The sequence below is a fragment of the Sphingomonas aerolata genome, assembly GCF_023935825.1.
Taxonomy (GTDB): Bacteria; Pseudomonadota; Alphaproteobacteria; order Sphingomonadales; family Sphingomonadaceae; genus Sphingomonas; species Sphingomonas aerolata.
Genome location: NZ_CP098762.1, coordinates 33,766 through 57,589, shown reverse-complemented (window position 1 = coordinate 57,589; position 23,824 = coordinate 33,766). Strand labels below are relative to the sequence as shown.

The following is a 23,824-nucleotide window of genomic DNA, read 5'->3' as shown; positions in this document are numbered from 1 at the left end:
GACAAGGGCGAACATGCAGCCGCGTAGGAGGGGCGGCGGCGCATCGGGATATGGCGTCCGCTTCACCATCCGGTCTATCGTCGTCGCATGGCACGCATTATCCCTGAGATGCACACGCTTGGCAGCATCAATCCCCACACTCTCTTCGTCGATGTTAATCGAGCCAGCGAAGCGGAGATCACCGCCGCCAGGTCTGGCGGCGGATCACCGGCAGGATGGGAACTGTACGAACACGAGGCCAGACATTGGCGCGATCTGGTCGGGACGGTCTGGGGCAGGGGCTACCTCGACCTGCTCTTCGCCACGTACGATGCAGTCCTCACGACCCCGCCGAACCGGATGGACACGGCGTACGCCACGGTGCTCCGGCTCTTCGACGCGGATCGTGCGATCCTGTTCCCGGCCTACTACAAGTACGTGCTCCCCCACGCGAAGCCCCGCGGACAGGACGAGCGGTGGTCGATGGGTTTCAGCACGGGCGTCACGGTCGGCAGCGACGGCGAGCTCGACCCAAGCAGGCCATTCATCTTCGTGCGCTTCGACAACGGGCCGATCCACATCGCGCGTCAGCCCATGTCCATCGGGACGCTCATGGAAGTGCGTGCGGTAGCGGCAGAGGTCGCAGCGACGACCGCCTGGCTCGCCGGGCGACCTGCCGGCGAGGAGGTCGTCACGTGGCGGCTCAAGGAGCCGCAGCTGGCAGCCATGTTCTACGATCCTCAGCTCACCACCTATTCCGTAGCTGCTCACGTGACCGCCTTTGCCACGGGCATGACCGACGTCCGGGGGGCGCTGGCACTCGCCGACAAGCTGGCGGACATATCGCTGACCCTGACGGCACCCGGGTTCGCCACGCTGCGGCCGACGGCCGATCTGGGTGATCCCGGCTTCGCCCGACTACGAGGATTTCGTCGCAGTCAGAGCCGGGGCTACGCCTTCTGCTGCCTTGCATTCGCCCTGCGGGAGCACGTCGATCGGCTCGGAACCGGTCAGGCGGCGATCGCGGCAGCGCTGAAGACGGCGGGACTGCCGACGCTGGACAGGATCTACGCGGACGCCGCCGACCTCATGGGGCGAAGACCGCGCCGTCCTGCCCTCGATCCAAGGCTCGGGGGCATACGGCTCAAACTGCTCGCAGCCGGTCGGGAGCTTGCTGTGCGACCCGACTTCGACGCGTCGGTGGCGACGCTGTGCCCGGACGGGGACGCGCCGGCGCCACTGATCTGCGACGAGGGCTGCAGCACCTTCAGTCTGGGCCAAGCGCCGCTCGATCTCGCCGAGAGCGAGTTTCTGTTCGACTGCCAGAACCGGTACGAAGCCGTTCTGAAGACGGCGCTTCGAGCGGCTCGTGGTCTGGATTTTGGGTTCACCGACTACGTCTACTGATCCAGAACGGAAGGTCGAATGGTACCCGGCGGAAAGCACCATCGTTAAGCGCGCGCAGGCCATTTGGACACGCCTCGAAAGATACCGCAGGGCTGGGCGACACGCGTCGATCGACCGATCCCGAGGAGTGCCCCCCTTTACCACTTAACCACTGCTCCTCGATCAGTGCTCGCTGCCCCCCTGAACCATTAGTATCTTCTCCCTGTTCGGCACCATGTCACCGCTCCCGCACAAAGGAGCATCGTCATGGCCCGTAACGATCCACAGACCGGCCCCTCCCCGACCGACGCCTGGCTGGGCTGTCCGTCCGACGCCGCCCCGATCACCGTCGTGCGCGCCAGTCTGGTCATGATCGGCGGGACGCATCATGTCGCGATCCTGCGCGAGCTTCGCTGCGGCGACGTGGTCCTGGCCGGCGGCCCGGTGTGGTCGAGGTCGATCGAAGACGAGATCGAGGCAGCGGACGTGTTCGAGGGCCTGGGGCTCGTCGGCGACCATCTCGTCTATCTCGCGGAGACCGCTCTCGTCCTTGCGACGTCCAGCGTGGACGACGTCGTCGACGAGCACCTGAGGAACGTTGCCGCGGAGCGGGAGAAGGAAAGTGCGAAGGCCGCCGAGAAGGCGGCCAAGTCCGAGGCGAAGGCGCTCCGCGACCGCACCATCGCCGTCTACTTCACCGGATCGGACAAGAAGAAGCTGGGGGTGGAGCTGAGACGGGGGCCCCACGCTCCGCCGTTCCTCAAGCTGACCTTCGGGGCGGAATGGGAGCGGGAGCGCTTCTGGGACTGGCTCAAGTGGCAGGAGCACCGCCACGAGGAGATGGCCATCAAGGTGGAGGAAGCGGGCGCGGACGAGGTGGGCCGCGAGCTTCTGTACGAGATGCTGACGACTGAGCAGGCGGTGAAGAAGCGCGGCCTGGGTGCAGGCGGCCGGCGCCCGCTGCTTTTCTGGAGGGGCGACCTGTGATCACCCCCCGCTCGGGCGCCGTCGCCACCGAGACCTTCGTGATCGGCGACGTCGAACCATCGATCCGCATTGCCTTTCCGACGACGGCGGACGCCCCGACGCTAGGCCTGGATCAGCCGACCCGGCTGTCCGGCGGCGCGGCGCTGACGCCGGACGCGCTGTCGTCGGCGACGGGACTCGATCACGTCCTGGGCCTGCGCTCCTTCCTCGCGGAGGCGTGCCGGAGCCAGGCCGCGGCCGGGCGTAGCTGGTTCCGGCACCCGCCACTCGTCCTCGTCGGCGCCGCCGGATTCGGCCGCGGGCATGTCGCCCGCCGCATCGCCCATCTCACCGGCGTGCCGCTGGTGGAAGCCTGCGGCTCGGAACTGAACGACGCCGGCGAACGAGAAGGCCGGTCCACGCGCGGCATCCCCATTCCGGTCCTCGCCATGGCGCTGACACGCTGCGCCAACCCGATCGTCCTCCTGGATCTGGGAGAGAAGCCACTGGACCCGCTCGCGTCCCGACGGCTCGTCGAGATGCTGGATCCGGTCCGCACGGGACGCTGGCTCGACGAGGGGCTGGGATGCGTCTTCGACCTCTCCAACGTCTCGTGGATCGTGCAGGCGTCCGAGACGTCCCATTCCATCGCAGCCATCGAGGCGCACGGCGGCAGGGCGATCGCCACCGTCAGATGCGCCGATACGCGCGAGGAGCTTCGGCGCCTCTCCATCGCGCAGCAGGTCGTATGCGACGGAGAGGGCGGCGCCTCCGATCCTCATATGGTCGGCAACATCGTGTCCAGGCTTCGGCGCCACTTCATGGATGACGTCCCCACCGGCAGGGCGCTCTTCGATCACGCAGTCGCCCTGCGCGATCGGGCTGGATCCGGCGAGTGAGGCGCCGGCCGACGCAGCGCGCGCCGCCGATCGTTGTGCGCCCGAACTCCCATGAAGCGATCAGCAAGGAACGACGACCATGAACGACATCGATACCAGAGACCCTGCCTTGGGCACGCCGCCCCCCTCCGGCGCGCTCATGCGGACCTCGACCGTTCGCACCATCGTGGTGAACGGCCGCAGCCACCTCTTCGCCGGCGAGGACATCGGGCCGAGGGATCTCGCCCGGCTGGCCTTTCCCGAGCAGGAGGGGCGCAGCTACGCTGCGCTGACGGTCGCCTACGAAGGCGGACCGCTCGGCGCCGCTTCCGGGCTGATGACAGGCAGCGTCAAGACACCGGTGACCGAAGGGCAGAGCTTCAGTGTCTCGCTCACCGACAAGTCCTGACCCGCAGCTGAGGCGCCTGCTCGACGAGGGTTACGACGCGACCCTCGTCGGCGGCATGCTGGTCGTGCGCCATGTTCCGTACGTCGCCCCCGGCGGGGGCGACGTGAGGCTCGGCACGCTCGCCGTCATCGCCTACATCTCCGGCAATGTCCTCGTGCGCCCGCACGGTCACATGGCGTGGTGGGTCGGTCAGCCCCCCTGCGATGCGGACGGCCATCCGCTCAAGCATCTGATCGCGGGCGCGGAATCGCGGCAGATCATGCCTGGTGTCCAAGCCGATCTGCAGCTTTGCAACAAGCCGAAGGGGCGCGAATTCCATGATCACCACGAATACGTGACCACTTACGTCGCGATCATTTCCGCACACGCCCAGCGCCTCGATCCACTCGCGACAGCCCGGGTCGGGGCGCCTGCGTCCCAGGTCTGCACAAGCAGTCCCTTCCGCTACGCCGACACCGCGACTGCCCGCGCCGGCACCGGCGCGGCAGCGGAGCGAATTGCAGGTCAGACGGTCGGGATCGTCGGGCTGGGCGGGACCGGCTCCTATGTCCTCGACCTCGTCGCCAAGTGCCCGGTCTACGCCATCCACCTCTTCGACGCCGACCGGTTCGAGCAGCACAACGCCTTCCGTTGTCCCGGCGCTTTCGCGATCGAAAATCTCCGCGCCCCGATCGCGAAGGTCGAGCTGCTGACCCAAGTATACTCGCGCCTGCATCGTCGCGTTGTCCCCCACTCGATGCGCATCGACGCAACTACCGTCCCCATGCTCGATCTGCTCGACTTCGTGTTCGTCTGCGTCGACGACGGTGCCGCCCGACCGCCGATCCTCGAGCACCTCGCTTCGCGGGGCATTCCCTATGTCGATGTCGGAATGGGGCTGTCCATGAGCGACGATGGTGTCGTCGGCGCGGTCCGTACGACGCTTGGCACGCCCGCGACGCACGATGCGCTATCATCGCGGATCCCGTCGACCGGCGATCCCGCCGGCCTGTACGCCTCCAATGTCCAGATTGCCGAACTCAACGCGCTGAATGCCGCTCTAGCCGTCCTGGCGTGGAAACGCATGTTCGGCTTCTATGCTACCCTGCAGCTCCGCGTGCGGAGTTCGCCCTGGACGATGATCCTGGCGCCGATCGCGGTCGCGGTGGAATGCATCAGCGGCATCGCCAGCTCGTCCGCATCGAAGGCCTCGAGATAGTCGAGCAGGCTCACCGGACGTTCGTGGCGCAGTCTGCCGACGGACGCAATCGCCGGGGGTCAGCAGGAAGCACGAGCGCCGCGTCCACGACGGGCTGACTGCATGCATCGGGAACGTCTGGCCTTCCACATGGCGCCGTCCATCCCGGAGACCGCAAGCCCCTCTTCAGGTGGCATCGCAGCGCCGGCGGCGAAAGTTCGTGCTTTCGAGTATGGATGGCGTGCACCCCAGCCCTCCTGGCCGATAGCCACCCGTGCGATCCCGGGGCATGTAGTGGCAACGGCCGCATCGGGAGAACGGATGCAATTCTTCAAGGAGCAGGACGACGCCTGCTTGGCGAAGATGCGGAACCGCCCGTCAGCGTGCCGGCTGCGCCGCCATGCGACGGGTCCCGGCGGCAGGCCCGACTTCGATCTGCTGCGCCAGGTGGCGCAGCTATATGGGATGGACAGGGGTGCGCTCCTCGATCCGAGGCCTCGGAGGATCGGGACAGTCCGCTTTAGCCCAAAGGATCGACACCCCGGGGCGTCCAGAAGCCGTACGGACTGCGCTCGGCGCGCCTCCCGCCCTCGATCAGGCCGAGTCCGTCCGGAGCGAGGACCAGGAGGCGGGCCCCGAAGCCGATGCGTTCGCCGCCTTCGCCGACCCGTGGCCGGTACGTCGGCGGCATGCCCACTTCGTCACGTGCGAATCCTTCGGCTTGACGCCTGTCGGACAGTCCCATGGCGTATTCGAACGCCTCTTCCGCCATTCCGATCGCCATGCCCCCGCTGCCATCGCGCCGCACGACGAAGCGCATGTCGTCGACTTGCAGCAGCTCCAGAAACATACCCGGCGAGGGAAGAGGGACAAGCCCGGCGACCTGCCGCGACATTCCGCCCAACCCCATGAGCGCGAGCGCCGATGCGAAGTGGTTCCTCACCACGCCTGGATCCGGTACGGTCGGCGGCCGGCCCGTCGCTGCCCCAGGCAGCAGCGGTGACGGATGCGAGCGGACAGCAGCCACCTGCGCCGGCTGCGAGTGGCTGACGCGAACGCCGATGGCATAGCCGCCGACGATCGGGGTGCCCGACGGCGTGTATGCCAGCTTCCAGTGATCGACCTGCTCGTCGAAGGCCTCGTGCACCCTGGCCTTGAGCGTGGAGAACGACTGGGTAGAGCCGGCCATGCCCTTGACCTCGGAGACGACGATGCCGGTAGCGCCCAGGGGGTGGAACCAGAGGTAGTCCGGTCGCCGTGCCTTGGGCAGGACCTCCTTGGCGTGAGCCCGCCAGACGTATCCCAAATCCTCCATGCAGAGCCCCGCGATCCCGACGGCGACGTCGTGGGCGAAGGCGTTGAGTGCCTGATCCCCGAGCTGGTCGACGTCGGGAAGCGTGACCAGATCGGCGGCCGTCCGGTCGACCAGCGCCTTCATCATGTTGGAGGCGTTCCGGGTCAGCGTCCGCGTGATCGCCGGTCGAACCGTCGACTTCGCTATGTTTCGCGCCATGCTGAACGCGATCTGGTGACGCTCGAAGGACCGCGATCCGGGAAACGGCGATGGATGGATCCCCGCCCCACGATCCGGCCATGCGACTATCTGCTGGTAGGGTATCGAGACGATCTTGCGATTGGGGTTCCACTGCATCGGCGCGGACTACTTCACTCCCGGCCATTACCGCAACGCGTCCGGCAGGACGGGCCTCCGCGGACCGCTTTCCCGGAGGCCATTGCATCCCGGCCCTTCGCGCGGCAGCCTTGCGATCGGCCCGATGCCGCGACACCGCGGCGGGGGCCGCGATCAACCCGGCCTTCCTTCGAGCATCGAGCACGATCAGTTATCCCCATCGACTTCGACAACATCTTCGGCACGCTGTGGGATCTCGACAGGGAGGCGGCGGAAAGGTTCGCGTTCGAGCCGGGTGACTGGCTGCGGGTGCTGGCGAACGCCTACCTGATATCCGTGCCGATGGACGAGCAAGCGGAGGCGGAGGTCGCCAGGTGGTTCAGGGAATGCATTGGCGGTCGTCGCTCCACTGCGGGCAGCCGGCGTTCAGCCGCAGTAAGCGTCATCGGAAACGCACCGACCCGAGGTGTGTCGCCCATCGTGTGCGACCCGACCGGGCCGTACCTCTAGCCCTTGAGCCCTGATGCTTGTCCGTCGGATCGAGCGAGCGATCATTTGCTAGGATTGAGCAACAAGTTCAGCGCATGCCCTCGCGTCGCAGTACGTTGGATACCGTAGACTGGGATATGTCCAGCCGGCCGGCGATCTCCGTCTGGGTCAGATCCCGCCGATACAGAGCGACGATGTTCTCGTCGCGCGAGGCCTTCCCGCCCTTGCTTCTTGGATCATAGGTCATCGTCGCCGTCAGTCCCGGGCCGACCACCTCCTGCGTGAAGGTCTGGCCGCGACGCCCGACCGCAGTGGCCTTCGCAATGCCGGTATCCTTGTTGACCGTCACGGTGAACTTCTTGACGCCGGGATCCTCTGAGAGGCGATTCGTAAGCGCCTTCAGCTCCGATGCCAGACCCGCGCTGCTGGCGATCGGGGCGAGAGCCTTGCCGGCCTTCGGCGCCTTTGCTGGTCGAAGAACTTTTGCCATGTAATGAACCACCTCTTAGAGCTGGTATTCAGACTACCAATTTTAGCATAAATTGCAATAAGTGACTTGGCGGTCCCGCCGAAGCGCAGATCGTCGCTTCGAACCTTCCTCGACTGCAGCTTCGATCGCGGGGTGCCTCGAACTACGGCAGGTCGAATCCTATCAGCTCGAATGGTCTTCCACGGGAGATGTCGTCGACGGCTCCCCTGAGATCGCCCGTCTCCAGACCCGTCAGCCCGTGCCGTTCGGACAGGAACCGCGCCAGCCATCCGAACATCTGGTCCCGCAGGTCTCCGAAGAAGACGACCTCGATCAGCACCGCGAGCGACTCCACCTCCTCGAGCGTGATGTGGCGGCGCTCGTCCGGCAGATCGCCAAGATGGTCGCAGAGCCAGGCAAGCATTCCGAAGTGCCGCGTCACCAGACTGCCTCCCGCCTCGCGGTATACGTCGGTCTCTCTCGCCATGAGCGGCTCCGCCACCTCGGTCCGCAGGCGGTGGCCCATGCGCGCAATGCAGCCGGCATTGCCGACGAGCGATCCCAGGACGATCACGCCACAGACCTTGCGGGTCAGGTTGTACGGCCAGTCGTTCCCGGGCACGCCGATCCCGGGCAGAGCCGCCACGACGCAGTCGACCGCGTCGCCGATTCCGTCTGCCAGAATGTCGGGCCGGATTCCGGCCGGGCACGCGACGGCCGGATTCTCAGCGAGGACCAGCCCCGCCTCGCACAGGGTGTTGGACCGATATTCCCTTGTCTCCAGCTCGTGGAAGAGGATCGCGGCCTCGGCATAGCTCTGCATCGCCTCGTCCGGGCGCTGAAGGTCCGCAAGGCAGTTGCCGCGACGCTGTAAGGCTGCGCCTGCGTTGATCGGGTCCGTTGCCTTTCGAAGATAAACCAGCCCCTGGTCGAGCAGCGGCAGGGCTTCGGCCGGTCGACGCGCGTCGCTCAGCAGCGCCGCCTGCTGAAGCAGCGAGAGCGTAGCGCGGTGGGTCATGACACCGCCGCTCGCCTGCATCAGGAGCTCGAACGAGCGCCGGGCGTCGTCGATGGACGCGGCTAGCAGGTCCATGTCCCGCTTCCACGGGTTCTCCGGCGCGGGCCCGACGTGCGCCTCCATGCTCAGAAGTACCGCATGCGAGCGCGCATCGGTTTCGATATCGAGCTTCCTCGCATCCTGCAGCGCAAGATCCGCAAGATCGTCGCGCCCTGCGCGGCCGGCTAGAGACTGCAGCTGCGACAGCAGTTCCAAGGCCTCGAACGGCTGGCCGGCGGTCATGGCCAGGTCCGCGGCGGTGCGCATGACCTCGGCGCCTGCCGCGAAGGCGCCCGAACTGAAGAAGTAGGTCTGGAGGTTGAACGCCAGCCAGGTGACGAACGACCGGAAGTGCGGTTCGGACATGGCGCGCGTGCATGCGAGCTCGAAGATCGACATTGCGTTCGGAAGCTCGCGATCGAGCAGCCGCATTCCCAGCCTGACGTGCCCGCCATGCACGAGGTCATTGTTGAGATGCGCGATCATCCCGGACATGCACAGCGCAACGCCTTCCCGCGTTTCGTCCAGCCCGGGCGGCTGCGACCGGGCAACGGCGCGTCCTACGAAGTCGCGTACGGGCGACAGCATCGTGATCAGGCGGTCCTCCCACAGTGGCTGATCGTCGACAAGATGCCAGCGCCGGAGCGTCGCGAGCGTTATGACCGGCTCGTGGATGCCGAACCGCGCCGGATCGACAATGCCGGTAGCCAGGCCGGCGGGTAGCTGCGCCAAGACCCAGAGCGCGAGCCGCTCGCGGTCGTCCAGCCCGTCGTACGCGACGCCCAGACACCGGTCCAGGGATGAGCCGGGGTCGTGGGCCGCCCGCCCGGGCAGCTCCACCGGCAGCTCGGGACGCCGTCTCACCCGGTCGACCACGACCTGCGCGCCACCGAGATGGCGCACGAGCGCGGCGAGAATCCTGAGGGTGAGCGGATGGCCGTCGCCGATCTCGAGCAGTCCAGCCAAGTCGTCCTTCCGGACGTCCGCCGGCAGAAGATGGGCGGACGAATGCCGATCGAGGCGATCGAGCGGCAGGTCCGCATCGAACGCTATCTCCGGCAGGCGGGCCTGCGTCGTCAGCACCACCTGGATGTCCTCGCCGTCGGCTGCGAGCCGCTCGACCATCCGTGAGACTGCCGGAAGGCCGCAACCTCCGCGCTCCACGCCGTCCAGCACCACGCAGGCCCGAACGGAGGCCAGCACGCTGAAGGGGTCGCCCTCGCCGATCCGGCCGGCGGCGGCGGCGACGTAGGCGTGTAGCAGCGCCTCGGTGCCGCACTCCTCCAGCGGGATCCAGACGAGCGGGCGCCCCGTTCCGGCTGCCGCGGCCGCATGCAGGACGAGCTGCGTCTTGCCGATCCCGCCGACCCCGCGGACCACGATCGCTCTGACGGAACGAAGCGCAGCGACGAGCGCCGTCAGGTCCCGGTCGCGACCAAGCAGCTTCGCCCGGGGCGGCAGCCCTGCGATCCTCGCTGTATCCCCTGCGGCCAGCCGGTCGCGTACCCGTTGCACGAGACCACGCTTGAGGTCCTCGATCTGCTCGCGTCCAAGCAGCCCCCGATCGTATTCATCGTGACAGGACGAGCACAGCCGTATGACGTTGCGGTGGTGGTTGGATCGCGTCGCGCTGTAGGGCTCGATATGGGCGTTCTCGATCTTGACGCCAGCATGGCAGCGGGCGCAGCCGCCGCCGGCTTCCACCCGCAGATGGGCGGTGACGGCGGCGTCGCAGTCCACGCGGCGCTCTCCGATGGCCGATCGCGGCTCCGACAGCCTGACATCGAACGCGTCCACGTCGGCCGCAGCAAACACGGTCCCGCCGTCCACCGTGCGCGATGGCAGTCGAAAGGCACCATTTACGGTTCTCGCTCCCCGGATCGCATAGTGGAACAGCAGCTCGGACGTCACGCCGAGCCTGATCGCCGCCTGGACGGGACCCAGCAGCTGTTCGCCGCCCGCCTGCAACGTCATTGCCGATCTACGCCGGGGGATCGACGGCGTGCTAATCCGTCAGCCATCGAGCCTTCCCGTCCTCGCCTCGTCCTTCGATCTGTCCCACTCCTTCTTGATCAGGCGCTGCGCCGCCTCTTCGACTGCATCGGTCTTGAGCAGCCACTCCGGGCGAGGACTATGTCTGGCGGAGACGAGATCCTGAAGGGCCATGAACAGCCTCCGGTCCAGTTCGTGCCTGTCGTCCCGAACACAGACCTCGCGGCAGGCCGGGTTCAGACGCAGGACGATTCCGGCTCTGGCGACGTACACCTTGCGCCAGTTCACCGGCCTAGCGGGGCTCACCGCTCCGCGCCTGAGCTCGGCCGTGAGATCGACGACGAGATCGCGCATCGCCTCGCGCCAGACCGCCCGCTCGGCGGTCACGTGCTGGACGAAGATCGCCTTGTCCGCGTTCGCCTTCCCCGCCTGTGCGCCGAAGCGGGCGCCAAGATAGGCCAGCGCCCCGGCGAATGCGGTACCGGCTCCCTGGGCCCAGACCCAGCCGTTCATCGAGGCAGATGCTTGCGCGGCATTCGTCATCCTTCCTGGTCCATCCTCCGACGCGGCGGCCCTTCCTGCAACCCGCGATCGCGCGACCTGGACGGGAGCGATGCGTGCACCTTGAAAAATTTGCGTTCATCGCCTTTTTCTGCGATGAGCGGCCGATGACGTACCCCGGGGGAAAAGGCAGGGCCTACCAGCGCATCATCGGCCTGATGCCGCCCCATGCCACGTACATCGAGACCCACCTGGGCGGAGGTTCGATCCTTCGCCGCAAGCGGGCGGCGCGCCGCAGCATCGCGATCGACATGGACGAGCGGGTGGTCGCCCGCTGGAGGGGGAGCGGCATGGAGGGCGTAGACTTCGTCCATGGCTGCGCCGTCGCGTTCCTGCGCGGATACGAGTTCACCGGCGACGAGCTTGTCTATTCCGATCCGCCCTACTGGCCCGATGCGAGACGCCGGACACGCTGCTATCGGCACGACTATACCCGCGAGGACCATCACGAGCTGCTCGACACCCTCAGGGTGCTTCCGTGCCGCGTCATGCTCAGCGGCTACGCCAACCCGGTGTACAACGAGGCGCTGGCCGGCTGGCCACGGCATGCGGTGCTCAACCAGACGCATGCAGGACCCGTGGAGGAGTGGGTGTGGACGAACTACACGCCGGACCACCGGCTCCACGACTACAGCTACGTCGGAGAGGACTTCCGCGAGCGCGAACGCATACGGCGGGGCCGTCAGACGCAGGTCCGGCGTCTGCACCGGGCTCCGCCGCTCGAGCGTGCCGCGATGCTGAGCGACATCGTCGACACGTTCGGGGACGACCTGAGGGCTCTCGTGGACCGCATCCGGTGAGCGACGAACGCATTTTCCTTGACGCACACGCGACGACCGCGGTCGATCCGGTTGTGCTCGATGCCATGCTGCCATGGCTACGGCAGCCGGCGAACAGCCATGCCGGCAACGCGCTGGGCAGGGACGCCGCCGCCGCCGTTGAGCGTGCTCGGGCACAGGTCGCGGCACTGATCGGCGCGCAGTCGGACGAGATCGTCTTCGTTCCCAGCGCCACCGTGGCCGCGAACATCGCGCTGCGCAGCCTTGCGCGGCCAGGCACGACCGCGCTCCGCTCCGCCATCGAGCATCCGTGCGTGGTCGAGACGCTGGCCGACCTGGAGCCGACCGTCGCGGTCGCGGAGATACCGGTGGACGACGACGGACTGGTCGACGCGGACGCCATCGCCGAGGCGGCGGAGCATGGGGCGAGCGTCATTGCCGTTATGGCCGTCAACAACGAGGTCGGCACCGTCCAGCCCATCCGGGAGATCGGCACGCTGTGCAGGTACCTGTCCATCCCCTTCTTCGCGGATCTGGCGCAGGCTGTTGGCCGTATACCCCTGGATGTGACCCGCGACCGGATCTCGGCAGGCGCCCTGTCGTCGCACAAGGTGTACGGCCCGCAGGGCATCGGCGCACTGTTCTGCGAGCGCGGCCTGATGCCGACCATGCGTCCGGTGACGAGCGGGGGTGGCCAGGAAAGAGGCCTCAGCCCAGGCACGCTGCCCACTGCGCTGTGCGTCGGCTTCGGCGAGGCTTGCACCGTAGCGCTCGCCCGCCTGGACGCCGAGACGATGCGCTTGACCGGCCTTCGCGACAGGCTCCTCGGCATCCTGAAGGCAGGCGCCCCCGACACGGTGGTGAACGGCTCCATGACGCATCGCGTGGCGGGCAACCTGAACGTGTCCTTCCCGGGAGTCGATGCCGATGCCCTACTGGCGCTCGTGCCGGACGTGGTCGCGTCCACCGGGTCCGCGTGCAGCTCCGGCGCGATCGCGCCCTCGCCCGTGCTCATGGCGATGGGCCTGCCGGAAGCGCGGATCGCAGGTGCCGTGCGCTTCGGGCTGGGTCGGCAGACGACGGACGACGAAATAGATCGCGCCGCAGCGCTGGTTATCGCCGCCGTAAAGGCGCTAAGGACGGAAATTACGCCATGAGGGCAGGGGATGCGATGATCGCGGCAGACGCCGCGCGCGAGACGAGCGCGTGGCACGACGACAGAGGGCTGAAGTTCTCCGGACACGAATCCTTCGTGATCCGCTACGGCTGGCTGCCTAAACTTTACGGTGCGGTCGTCGAGTCGCCGGAACTCTTCTCGGCGGACGAACGCGCCATCCTCTCGCTCGGCCTGGGCCGCAACATGGTCAAGTCGATCAGGTTTTGGGGCGATGCGCTGGGACTGATCCGGCAGGATGGGCGTTCGGTCGTGCCGACGCGGTTCGCCGTGCGACTGCTCGACCCCGTCACCGGGCACGACCCCTACCTGGAGGACATCGGTTCCCTCTGGAGGCTGCACTGGATTCTCGTCACGCGCGCGCGGCTGGGTGCCTGGGCGACGCTCTTCATGGATCTGCGCGATTCCGTCATCCCGCGCGAGCGGCTGGTCGCTGCGGTGGCGGGCCGCGCCGAAGCTCTCGGCTCGCGGATATCCCCGAACACCGCCGCCGCCCATGTAGACATCCTGGTGCGGACCTATCACGCCGGGCGGAACGACGGTCCCGCGATCGTGGAGGATGCTCTGGGCTGTCCTCTGCAGGAACTGGATCTCGTCCGTCAGGAGGCCGTGCTGGGCACCCCGACCATCCGCCTCTCGCGAGGTCCGAAGCCGACGCTCGACCTGCCTGCCCTTGCTTTCGCGCTACACGACTTCTGGACCGGTACCGCGCCCGGCTCTAGCGCGATCTCCCTGCGCTCGCTGATGCTGGCGCGGCGATCGCCCGGCATGGTCTTCGCGCTGGACGAGGCCAGCCTCCACGAGCGGCTGGCCGCGCTCTGCGACGCGGCCGGCGGGCTCGAGCTGCGCGACGACGGCGCCGGAGGCGTCGACCTGGTCGCGGTACGCCCGGCCGCCCTGAACGAAATGGAGTCTCTCGCATGGTGACCGCCCGTACGGTAGCCGACCACGTCCACGTGACGCGGCGCTATGTCCGCTCGACCGACCTCGCGCGCGACCTGAACGACGCGGAGGCGCTGGACGGCTACGTCGTCACCGCTACGGTACGCGAGGCGGTTCTGCGGATCGTCCACGGGCTGCGTGCGGAATCGCGGCAGCGCGCCTTCCGCATCACGGGGCCCTACGGGGTCGGGAAGTCCAGCGTCGGCCTGCTGCTGGCCCGCCTACTGCGCGGGGACGGGGATGCGATGACGGTGGCGGCCGATATCCTGCCTGCCGGAAGCCAGCCGCCCCGATACGAGCCCATCGTCCTGAACGGCCGGCGCGCCAGCTTCGTCGACGACCTGCTCTCGGCGCTGGCCGAGGCGGCGGACCGGCTGGGCGCCACCGCCGTCGCTGCGGACGTGGAGGACATTCGCGCGTCCCGGGACCGCTCCGGTCCGGCGCTTGCAGCGCTCGAGGCGCTGGCGGTCCATCTCCAGGAGAGCAGCGGCCGGGGACTGCTGCTGCTCGTCGACGAGATGGGCCGGTACCTCGAGTTCGCGGCTTCCCACCCGCGACTGGAGGACCCCTCAATCTTCCAAGCGCTTGCCGAGCGCGCCGGGGGGCGGGGGCGCGCACCCCTGGCGGTCGTCACCATGCTTCACCACCGCTTCTCCGACTACGTCGCCGGTCTGGGCGAGTGGATCGAGGCCGAGTGGGCCAGGACTGCCGAGCGCTACGAGGAAATCTCGTTCCGCGAAAGCGCCGAGCAGACCCTGTTCCTTCTCTCGAACGCGCTGGAACCGGTAAGTCCCGCGAGCGCGGTCACGAAGGCTGCCGGCGTGCTGTTCAGCGCCGCGGGCGAGCGGGGCATGTTCCACACGGCGCCATCGGAGCTGCGCGCCATGGCAGGCCGGCTGTTTCCGCTCCACCCGGCGACCGTCGCTGCCCTTTCGGCGGTAGCGCGACGGTTCGGCCAGAACGAGCGGTCGGTCTTCGGCTTCCTCCAGTCGCACGAGCCCCACGGCTTTCGCGATCATGCCGGGCGCACGGCCTACACCGCTGCAGGCTGGTACCGCCTGCCCCAGCTGTTCGACTACCTCAACGCCCAGGGCGACCTGCGCCTGCGCGCGCCCGAGCGCGAGCGGCGCTGGCAGCTTGCGCTGGACGCACTGGTGCAGGCCGACGCGCTCGATACGCGCGACACGGACGTCCTGAAGGCCGTCGCCGTAATAGCCGTGCTCGATCCGCTGCCGGGGCTGCGGACCGACGCGGCCTCGATCGCATGGTGTCTCGGGATCGGAGAGCCCGAGGCGGAGGCCGCGCTGGCTCAGCTCGCCGAACGCCGCATCCTCTACAGACGGCCCCACCGCGACGACTTCAGCCTCTGGTCGAGCACGAGCGTCGATCTGGATCACTGGATCGACGAGGCGCGGATCCAGGTGCCTGCCGTGACGCGGATCGACGCACTGGCGCAAAGCCTGCCGCCGGCGCGTCCGATCGTGGCCCACCGTCACTATCACCGGACAGGCACGCTACGCACCTTCGCCGTGACGACCGACGAGGCGGTCCGCGACGGCGACGGGGCCATAGTCCTCGTGCCGCTCCACCCGGACGAGGACGAGGATGCCGTCCTAGCCGCGGCAGCCGAGCTGTCGCGCACGGCTCCGCCGCTCACGCTGATCTGCGTCCAGCGTGTCGACGCGACGGACCTGAAATGGGCGCACGAGCTGGGCATGTGGCGCTGGATCAGCGAAAGCTGCGAGGAGCTGCGCGTCGACGATCTGGCGCGAGGCGAGGTCGCCGCCCGGCTCGCGGCCTCCGAGGCTGCGCTCGGCCGTACCTTGAGCGCCTTCGCCCGGCCGACCGTCGGCGATAGCTCGACATGGTTCGACCGGGGAACGCGCCTGGAGCTGCCCGGCGCAGCGGATCTCAGCCGTCACCTCAGCGACATGCTCGACGAGGCCTTCGCCGGCACCCCGATCCTGCGCAACGAGCTGATAAACCGCGGCAGGATATCCACTGCGGTGGCGAGCGCCCGCATGCGGCTGCTCGAGCTGATGGTCACTAGCGCGGACGAACAGTACCTTGGACTTGAAGGGGCTCCGCCGGAGCGCACCGTCTATCTTGCCGTCTTCGCCGCCTCGGGCATGCACCGCCCCGGTCCGGACGGCCTGTTCGCGTTCGGGCGTCCCGACGAGGATCAGCTGAACTGGGGACCGGCATGGGATCACCTGGACGCGCTCGTGAAGAAGGCGGGACTGATCCGGTTCGATCACCTGGTGGAGGCGCTCGGCGAGCGTCCGATCGGTCTGCGGGCCGGACCGGCGCTGCTGCTCATCGCCGCGTTCATGCTGGCGAGCCGTCGCGACATCGCGCTGATGGAGCGGGGCACGTTCCAGCCCGAGATCACCGGACCGCACTTCATGCGTCTGGCCAAGGCTCCAGCGAACTTCGCGCTGCGGCATCTGGGCGAGGCCGACGACCGGCGGCAGGTACTGGAGCGGCTTGCGTCGGAACTGGTGGTGTTCGACGGCGGCGCCCGGCCCGAGGCGGCGCTGAAGCAGATCGTCGAGGGCATCTACCTCTGGTGGCGGCGTCTGCCCGAGTACACTCTGAACACCCGGAACGTGTCGGCGATGACCGACGCGGTCAGGTCGGTGCTGGCCAAGGGCAAGGAGCCGATCGATCTGGTGTTCGCCGACCTGCCGCGGGCGTGCGATGCCGTCCTTCCGTCCGGAGAGATCGACGCGACCCTCATGGTGGAACGGCTGAACGCGGCTCTGCTGGAGCTGGGCGAGGCCGAGCCGATGCTGCGATCGATGGCGGCCGCGGCGCTGGCAGAGGCCTTCGGGACCCGTGACCTGGCCGGCGTGCACGAGCAGATCAGGGTGGACTACTCGCCGCACAGGCTGTCCCTGCGAGACTTCACTCTCCGGCAGTTCGTCGAGCGGATGCTCGCGCCCGAAGGAGAGCGGCGTCAGCTGGAGGGGGTCACCGGACTGCTGGGCGGACGTCGCATCGACGGCTGGACCGACGAGAGCCTGGATGCCTTCGCGTTCGAGGCGCGCTCGACGGCCGAGCGGCTGGCCCGCTGGCTCATGGCGATCCGCAGCGCGGTGGCCCAGAAGTCGGACCTGCGCACGGTTCACGTGGTCTCGACATCGGGGGACGAGCAGATGATGGTGGTTCGCGCCGGAAGCGGTCCGCGCTCCTCCGCGCAAGTGGAGGGCGAGATGCGCAGGCTGCTCGAGGGCCGCGACGACGCAGGGGCCATCCTGGGACGGCTGCTCGTCGAACGGATGCCCGAGGGCGTGAAGGAGGAAACCACATGAAGCCCGTCCGTCACGTCCTGAGTTTGTCCGGGGGCAAGGATTCGGCCGCGCTCGCGATCTACATGCGCGACCGCGTCCCGGACATGGAGTACATCTTCTCGGATACCCGCAAAGAGCTGCCCGAGACGTACCAGTATCTCGAGAGCATCGAAGACTACCTCGGCAAGCGGGTCCACCGCCTGAACGCCGACCTGGGCTTTGATCACTGGTACGACGTGTACGGCGGAATGATCCCGTCGAACCATCGCCGGTGGTGCACCAAGATGCTCAAGCTCAAGCCGTTCGAGACCCACGTCGGCGACGACGAGGTGCTGAACTACGTCGGTCTTCGCGCTGACGAGAACCGATCGGGGTACATCAGCCACAAGGCCAACATCACACCTGTCTACCCCTTCCAGGAAGATGGGCTGCGTCTGCCCGACATCGAGCGCATCCTGCGGGATTCGGGCGTCGGTATGCCGCCCTATACCAAGTGGGGCCGTACCCGGTCGGGATGCTTCTTTTGCTTCTACCAGCAGAAGATCGAGTGGGTGCGGCTGAAGGAGACCTACCCCGACCTGTACGAGAAGGCGAAGGACTACGAGAAGCCGTTCGAGGGCAGCGGCAATACCTTCACCTGGAGCGAGCGGGAGAGCCTGTCCGAGCTCGAGAAGCCGGCACGGATGCAGGCGATCAAGGACGACCACGAGCGTCGGCGTCTCGCCCGCGAGCGCCGGGGCGACGGGCTTACGCTTGCCGAGGTCTTCGCCGATGGAGACGGGGAGGAGCCCGAGGGCGACGCCTGTCTGATATGCACCCTCTGATGACGCGGCGTTCCAGCGCATCAACGCCGGTGTGCGTTAAGCATTTCGTCCGGGTGCGAGGCTAGGATCGAGGCATGGCGTTCCGAATCATGGCCCGCACCATCCTGGAGCTCGGCGCCGAGCTCATCAGCTCGGACGGGATCGCGCTCTACGAACTGATCAAGAATTCGGTCGATGCCGGATCCCGACGCGTGCGCATCGACGTCGTCGCCCACGTCACGCGCTCGCAGTTCGACGAGCTGCTATCGCTCATCGACTTCGAACGCGACCGGAACGAGATAAGGCGGCAGGCATCGATCGCCTTCAGGCAGCCGCGCCTGGTCGCCATACCCGCCAGTCTCGTTCAGGACCTGGACGAGCGGCTGACGGATGCGGATGGCGGCGGAAGCCGGGCCGCGGCGACCGCGTGGTACGAGGAGCACAACTGGATCACCGTCTCCGACACAGGCGACGGCATGTCCCTCCAGGCTCTGGACGAGGTCTATCTGACCATCGGCACGCGATCGCGTCGCGAGCAGCGGGAAGCGATCATCGCTGCCGGCGGAGGTCGAGCCCCTCTAGGCGAGAAGGGCGTGGGGCGCCTCTCGACCATGCGACTGGGCGATCGGCTGGAAGTGAAGACGACACGGAAGGGCGACCCCAGGCATAGCATCCTCGAAGTGGACTGGAGCCTGTTCAGCCACGAGTCCGATGCTCTTCTCGAGGATGTCGTGGTGGAGCCGCGAAAGGGCGGACTGAAGCCGGATTCGTCCAGGAAGGGCACCACCGTCACCATACGCGCTCTCCGGGGCGACTGGTCCGCTGCCAAGCTCGAGGGCATCGCCAGGGACGAGTTCGCCAGACTTGTCGACCCGTTCGAGAAGGAGACCGCGAACGACCTGCTCCGGCTTACCTTCAACGGCGCCCACGTCGACATCCCCGAGATCGATCGCAAGTATCTGGACCTGGCCCACGGCACATGCACCGCGAGACTGGTATTCGAAGACGGGCGCCCCGTGATCCACGGGGTCAGCGAATACCGGTTACGCGGCAAGCGTCGGCCGTTCACGCTCAATGCCACCGAAGTGGTGACGGCGAGCGAAGCCTCGTCGCTGGACGTGATCGAATCCCTTGGCCCCTTCGAAATGGAGATGTGGTGGTTCAATCGCCGGCTCATCACCGGTTCAGAAGTGGGAACCCAGAAGGAGATTCGCGACGAGGTGAACCGCTGGTCGGGCGGTCTGATGCTGTTCCGGGACGGCTATCGCGTCAATCCCTACGGCGGCGGCAGCGACGACTGGCTCGAGCTCGACAGAAAGGCCTTCGCGTCGCGCGGCTACAAGCTCAATCGGCAGCAGGTCATCGGTCGGGTGCGGATCTCATGGCAGAACGACGGGCTGTTCGACCAGACGAACCGCGAGGGTCTTACCGACACCCCCGAAAAGCGCGCGATGGTCCGACTGCTCCAGAAGATCCTGCTGACGGAGTTCAAGTCGTTCATCGACACTGAGGACAAGGCCGCGCGGATCCAGGAGAAGACGACCTTCGAGAATATCGAGGAGAAGATCGAGACGACGGAGGAGGAGGTGCGCTCGAGACTGCGGCGCATCGAACAGCTTCTTCCGAACGATGGACGTCATCTGGTGGATCAGGCGCTACGGCTCATCAAGGAGATGACGAGCTATCTCGGAGAGGCCCGGGCGATCGCCGACGAGGTCGCCAGCGACCGCGCACAGCTCGTCCATCTTGCGGGGGTAGGCCTGATGGTGGAGTTCATCATGCACGAACTCGAGCGCACCACGTCCGCCACGCTTGAGACCCTAGGCGACATCGACCGTACGTCGCTTCCTCGCGCGGATGCCTCCGCCATGATCGTTCTGACAGATCAGCTGACGACGATAAGCAAGCGCGTCGCCAACCTGGATCCGCTCAGCGCTGCCCGCCGCCAGGTGAAGGAAACGTTCGACGTGGGTGAACTGATACGGGACATCGTGTCAGGCCATGGCGGCAAGATCGCGCGTCATGGCATAGACGTCGACGGCACCTATCTGTCGGCAAGGCCCTGGCGCATAAAGGCGGTGAGGGGCATGTTCATCCAGATCATCGAGAATCTTCTGTCGAACTCCTTCTTCTGGGTGAAGCAGGAGCATCGGATAGACCCAAGCCTGAAGCCCCGCATCACCATCAATGTCGAGCCTGACGAGCGGGTCGTGACGCTTACCGACAACGGCCCCGGAGTCGCGCCCGAGATGGCAAGCGAGATCTTCCAGCCGTTCGTCACGCGGCGCCCCGCTGGCGAGGGGCATGGGCTAGGGCTCTACATCTCGCGGGAGGTCGCCAAGTACCATGACTGGGCGCTGGACCTGGAACGCGTCTCGACCGTCCGACCTGGACGATACAATACCTTCGTACTCGACATGAGCGGACAGTAGGATGGCCTATCACGAGGAACTGCGGGAGACGCTGAAGAGGAACGCGGTCGCGAAGATAGCGATCGTGGACGACGCGTACGATCCGCTCGACCTTGCCTCGCTCAACGCGGCGGACAAGCGGCAGGTGCGCACCACGATCGACGACCTGCTGGACAGGCAGGAAGACGACGCCGCAGAGGAAGCGGACATCGCAACGTGGGACGCGCTTGCCGCAGCTGGCATAGCGGCGGAGCAGGTGAGGGACGGTCTTGACGATCCGGGACTGCTGGAAACGCTGTGGGCGGCATTCATCGGCGCAGAGCCCGACGCACCGCTCACGACGCTGTTGAGGCCACTGTTCGGTGTCGCTGGGGTGGATCGCGCCGCCAAGCTGCGGCCGCTACGCAGGCTCAAGGCGATCATCGAGAACGATACGGAAGCCACCGTCACCGAATTCGGCAGCGACGCAGCGGGTGCCGACGTTGCGGGCTTCGACATGGTGTTCCTGGACTACTATCTCAGCGGCGCGGTTCCGGCAGTCGTCGGTCCGGGTGTGACGAAGAAGGACACGGACGATGCTCGAGACAGGTCCGTCCGTTTCCTGAAGGAGCTGATTGCGGCGGCGAGTCGCATACCTCTCGTCATGCTGATCTCGTCGGCGGCGGTCGCCGAAGACCTGCCGAAGTTCAGGGCGGACACGGCCATGCTGGCCAGCAAGCTGTCCTTCCTGCCCAAGGAGATCGCCGTCCGGGATCCGGCGCGCGCACAGCACAAGATCATGGGGCTGGCCAAGTTCAGGGGTGAAAGCGACGCTCTCTGGAAGCTGATGGAGACGTGGCAGCGCGTCGTCGCGGAGGCGTCGAACGAGGTGCTGCTTTCGCTGCGCGAGCTCGACGTGATGGACTTCTCGTACATCCAGGAGTTTCGCCTGGCCGACGAGAAGACGCCCTTCGCCCAGTACCTGATCTGGCTGCTCGGAGGAAAGCTCACCGACGAGGTGGAGCAGATGATGCGCAAAAGGGAGGCTGACAAGCTCGTCAAGAGCGTCGTCCTGCCGCAGGCCATTCCCGGTCGAGTAGGCCCGACGGCTGCAATCACCGGGCTGTACAGCGCTGCCACGACATCGCGGCTGGCGGTGGCCAACGAGACGTTCAAGCCCAAGACGTGGTCGGGCTACATCTACATCGACACGGCGAGCTACAACAGGATCTACGAGAAGAAGCTGAAGGTAAGACGTCGTGCGAAGAACCTGCCCCAGGTGCTGGCCGTGCTGACCCCCGCGTGCGACCTGGTTCCCGGACGCAGCAGCGAGGACAAGCTGAAGACGGTCACCATGATCGGAGGGTCGCTCGTCCCGCTGGAGGAATCGCTCAACCCCAGCAATCACCTGATCATGCTGAACGACAAGCCCTACATCGTCGACTGGAACACCAAATGGCCCGTCACGATGACGGTCGACGCGATGGCGACGGAGAATCTCGGCGGGCGCTATCAGTGGGTAGGGCGGCTACGCGAGATGTACCATGCCGACCTGCAGCAGAAGCTGATGGCGGATGTCGGGCGCGTAGGTCTGCCCGTCGCCCCGCCCATGTCGGAGGCGGTCGGCGTGCGGGTGCTCGCCCGGACGGGTGGTGGCCCGACGGGCTGGACTGCGGTAATCGAGCACGGCGCGGAAGATCGCGCCGCCTGGACGTTCCCGGCGAGCAAAGGCAAGCGCGCCTTCTGCCTGCGCGAGGACGTCGTCTGGGAGGTGCGCGAGTGGGTGCTGGGAACGGCTGCCAAGGACAAGTGGGGGAAGGCGCTGGACGCGAAACTAAGCGATGGTGCCGTGATCGGAGAACTCCAGCTGCCCGTGACGTTCCAGAAGCTCGACGAGGTGACCGGATCGTCGAAGGCCGTGCACTACCGGCGCGTCAAGAACGTAGCGGATGTCACGACGGAGAAAAAGGAGACGCAGTTTCTGGTCGTATTCGGCCGGGTCGATCCGCCTTCCCCGCCGAAGCAGGTCGACGAGGAGCTGGGAGATCGAGCCATCGCCGCGACGGCCGTGGCGGCATAGGGCGTCAGCACCCGCGGCGACACGAAGGAGCTGTTCACGCGGCTACTGACGGCGGGCACCGCAGATGAGGTCCAGGCCATCCTGGACGCCCAGGGTCTCGCGACCGACGCCAGCAAGTGGACGCCCTAAGGCGACAAGGAGGCGTTCTACGGCGTCGTCGAGACCCAGCAGGCGCATCCAATCCCCGCGCTGGTCGAGAAGATCACCAACGGCATCGACGCGATCCTGTAGAAGAAGGTCCACCAGGAAGGTATCGACATTCGGTCGAAGGACGCGTCCGGCAACGACCGAGAACCGATGCGCGTCGCGACATAGCAGCTGCAAGGAAGTCTGTCCTCCTTCGCCGGCTGCGGCAGAGAGGAGCCGCTCCACGGGGGGGGGGCGGCCTCTCGGCTAAGTCGAACGACGCACGAAGGCGTAGGCCGATCGTTCGAGGCTTGGGGCCACCGACGAACACTGCCGGTCGAATGAACCAGGGGCCGCGCTGGTCGGTCAGGTTCTGCCCGAACAGCTTGAGGGAACAGGGCGTCCTTCTGAAGGCCGATCGCATCGACGAGGGTGAACTTCGCCGTCCCGACGCCGGCGTGGTTCGAACGCAATGCCTGCGGCGACGCCGACGCATTCGTGTAGAGGTTCGGCGAGCGTCGTCGTCGCGCACAATGCCGCCTTCGACCGTCCGTGGATCGAACGTCGTCTGGAGGATGCAGGCGATCTCGACTGGGCCTGTTCGATGAGCCAGATCGACTGGCGCGGAAACGGCTTCGACGGGCTGGCCCTGGGACACCTGCTCGGTCAGACCGGATGGTTCCACGAGGCGCATCGCGGGCCCGCGGACGTCGATGCTGTCATCCAGCTTCTGCGCCACTCTTTCGCGGACGGCGCCACTGCACTTTCCAGCCTCCGCACGCGCTCGGCGACCCCGTCCTGGATCGTCCGCGCGACCGGCGCTTCCTTCGACGTCAAGGAGCTGCTCCGCGAACGGGCCTACCGTTGGGATCCGGCGCGGCGGGTCTGGTGGAAAGAGATCGAGGTCGGGGAGCGGTCGGCGGAGGAGTTCTGGCTCGCCGCCAACGTCTACTCGGCCGGGCGCGGTGCGAGATCCATGGGCCCGACGTTCGACGAGATGAACGCAGCCGCGCGGTTTCGATATGGCGTGTGAATTCCGGACAGCCAGGTAGTCGTTATCACCCTGTATGACGATGGCGACTATAGGACGCAGATCAGCCTGGGGTGAACGGAGCAGCCTGAGTGCAGCCTCGTCGTCTATTCGCGACATCGCCGACTTACCGCCGCGCTGCTCGTAGTGAGCGAAGAATTTACGACTAAGGAAGCGGGCTGACGAAGGTAGTCGCGCGACAAATTTTCACGGC

18 protein-coding genes are annotated in these 23,824 nt (G+C 66.9%); 13 read left to right on the top strand and 5 right to left on the bottom strand.

Features of this window, described 5'->3' with window-relative positions; all coding sequences use genetic code 11:
- Nucleotides 1-87 precede the first annotated feature (87 nt).
- The 5 genes from NEF64_RS00255 to NEF64_RS00235 all read left to right on the top strand — a co-directional run bounded on the left by NEF64_RS00255 (nucleotide 88) and on the right by NEF64_RS00235 (nucleotide 4,816).
- Nucleotides 88-1,386, top strand: coding sequence for a hypothetical protein (locus tag NEF64_RS00255; protein ID WP_252574439.1), 1,299 nt, complete (start codon nucleotides 88-90; stop codon nucleotides 1,384-1,386).
- Between the two features lie 246 nt (nucleotides 1,387-1,632).
- Complete coding sequence (locus NEF64_RS00250) at nucleotides 1,633-2,352, top strand: hypothetical protein (RefSeq protein ID WP_252574437.1); 720 nt, start codon at nucleotides 1,633-1,635, stop codon at nucleotides 2,350-2,352.
- Nucleotides 2,349-3,230 (top strand): P-loop NTPase family protein, encoded by an 882-nt coding sequence (locus tag NEF64_RS00245; protein WP_252574435.1) that lies wholly within the window; start codon nucleotides 2,349-2,351, stop codon nucleotides 3,228-3,230. The genes NEF64_RS00250 and NEF64_RS00245 overlap by 4 nt, the downstream gene beginning before the upstream one ends.
- 79 nt (nucleotides 3,231-3,309) lie before the next feature.
- Nucleotides 3,310-3,618 (top strand): hypothetical protein, encoded by a 309-nt coding sequence (locus NEF64_RS00240; RefSeq protein WP_252574433.1) that lies wholly within the window; start codon nucleotides 3,310-3,312, stop codon nucleotides 3,616-3,618.
- Entirely contained in the window at nucleotides 3,593-4,816 is a 1,224-nt protein-coding gene (locus NEF64_RS00235; protein WP_252574431.1) for a ThiF family adenylyltransferase, read from the top strand. Before NEF64_RS00240 ends, NEF64_RS00235 begins: the two co-directional genes overlap by 26 nt.
- A gap of 499 nt (nucleotides 4,817-5,315) precedes the next feature.
- Here NEF64_RS00235 and NEF64_RS00230 read toward each other — a convergent pair whose 3' ends face one another.
- The 4 genes from NEF64_RS00230 to NEF64_RS00215 all read right to left on the bottom strand — a co-directional run bounded on the left by NEF64_RS00230 (nucleotide 5,316) and on the right by NEF64_RS00215 (nucleotide 10,975).
- On the bottom strand, nucleotides 5,316-6,446 hold the full coding sequence (locus NEF64_RS00230; protein ID WP_252574429.1) for a hypothetical protein: 1,131 nt from the start codon (nucleotides 6,444-6,446) through the stop codon (nucleotides 5,316-5,318).
- A 556-nt stretch (nucleotides 6,447-7,002) separates the two neighbouring features.
- Complete coding sequence (locus tag NEF64_RS00225) at nucleotides 7,003-7,404, bottom strand: helix-turn-helix domain-containing protein (RefSeq protein ID WP_252574427.1); 402 nt, start codon at nucleotides 7,402-7,404, stop codon at nucleotides 7,003-7,005.
- 142 nt (nucleotides 7,405-7,546) lie between these two features.
- Nucleotides 7,547-10,414, bottom strand: a complete 2,868-nt coding sequence (locus NEF64_RS00220; RefSeq protein ID WP_252574425.1) for an HNH endonuclease — start codon at nucleotides 10,412-10,414, stop codon at nucleotides 7,547-7,549.
- A gap of 39 nt (nucleotides 10,415-10,453) precedes the next feature.
- Nucleotides 10,454-10,975: a hypothetical protein gene (locus NEF64_RS00215; protein WP_252574422.1), complete on the bottom strand. Its 522-nt coding sequence runs from the start codon at nucleotides 10,973-10,975 to the stop codon at nucleotides 10,454-10,456.
- A gap of 74 nt (nucleotides 10,976-11,049) precedes the next feature.
- Here NEF64_RS00215 and NEF64_RS00210 point away from each other — a divergent pair, with 74 nt between their 5' ends.
- From NEF64_RS00210 to NEF64_RS00180, 7 genes are all read left to right on the top strand, one after another.
- Nucleotides 11,050-11,793 carry a DNA adenine methylase gene (locus tag NEF64_RS00210; RefSeq protein ID WP_252574419.1) on the top strand — a complete coding sequence of 248 codons (744 nt, stop codon included), beginning with the start codon at nucleotides 11,050-11,052 and terminating at the stop codon, nucleotides 11,791-11,793.
- Nucleotides 11,790-12,929, top strand: coding sequence for a cysteine desulfurase family protein (locus NEF64_RS00205; protein WP_252574416.1), 1,140 nt, complete (start codon nucleotides 11,790-11,792; stop codon nucleotides 12,927-12,929). Before NEF64_RS00210 ends, NEF64_RS00205 begins: the two co-directional genes overlap by 4 nt.
- Before the next feature lie 14 nt (nucleotides 12,930-12,943).
- Nucleotides 12,944-13,873: a DUF4007 family protein gene (locus NEF64_RS00200; protein ID WP_252574414.1), complete on the top strand. Its 930-nt coding sequence runs from the start codon at nucleotides 12,944-12,946 to the stop codon at nucleotides 13,871-13,873.
- Nucleotides 13,867-17,202, top strand: a complete 3,336-nt coding sequence (locus NEF64_RS00195; RefSeq protein ID WP_252574412.1) for a hypothetical protein — start codon at nucleotides 13,867-13,869, stop codon at nucleotides 17,200-17,202. Before NEF64_RS00200 ends, NEF64_RS00195 begins: the two co-directional genes overlap by 7 nt.
- Nucleotides 17,199-18,005 carry a phosphoadenosine phosphosulfate reductase family protein gene (locus tag NEF64_RS00190; protein ID WP_252574410.1) on the top strand — a complete coding sequence of 269 codons (807 nt, stop codon included), beginning with the start codon at nucleotides 17,199-17,201 and terminating at the stop codon, nucleotides 18,003-18,005. Before NEF64_RS00195 ends, NEF64_RS00190 begins: the two co-directional genes overlap by 4 nt.
- Nucleotides 18,006-18,079: 74 nt before the next feature.
- Nucleotides 18,080-20,416: a sensor histidine kinase gene (locus NEF64_RS00185; RefSeq protein WP_252574408.1), complete on the top strand. Its 2,337-nt coding sequence runs from the start codon at nucleotides 18,080-18,082 to the stop codon at nucleotides 20,414-20,416.
- A 1-nt stretch (nucleotide 20,417) separates the two neighbouring features.
- Nucleotides 20,418-22,454, top strand: coding sequence for a hypothetical protein (locus tag NEF64_RS00180; protein WP_252574406.1), 2,037 nt, complete (start codon nucleotides 20,418-20,420; stop codon nucleotides 22,452-22,454).
- A 42-nt stretch (nucleotides 22,455-22,496) separates the two neighbouring features.
- On the opposite strand, the gene NEF64_RS00175 is transcribed toward NEF64_RS00180, so the two are convergent.
- Entirely contained in the window at nucleotides 22,497-22,697 is a 201-nt protein-coding gene (locus tag NEF64_RS00175) for a hypothetical protein (protein WP_252574405.1), read from the bottom strand.
- A 355-nt stretch (nucleotides 22,698-23,052) separates the two neighbouring features.
- Between NEF64_RS00175 and NEF64_RS00170 the strand changes: the two genes are divergently transcribed.
- Nucleotides 23,053-23,613 (top strand): hypothetical protein, encoded by a 561-nt coding sequence (locus tag NEF64_RS00170; RefSeq protein ID WP_252574402.1) that lies wholly within the window; start codon nucleotides 23,053-23,055, stop codon nucleotides 23,611-23,613.
- Nucleotides 23,614-23,824: the final 211 nt, after the last annotated feature.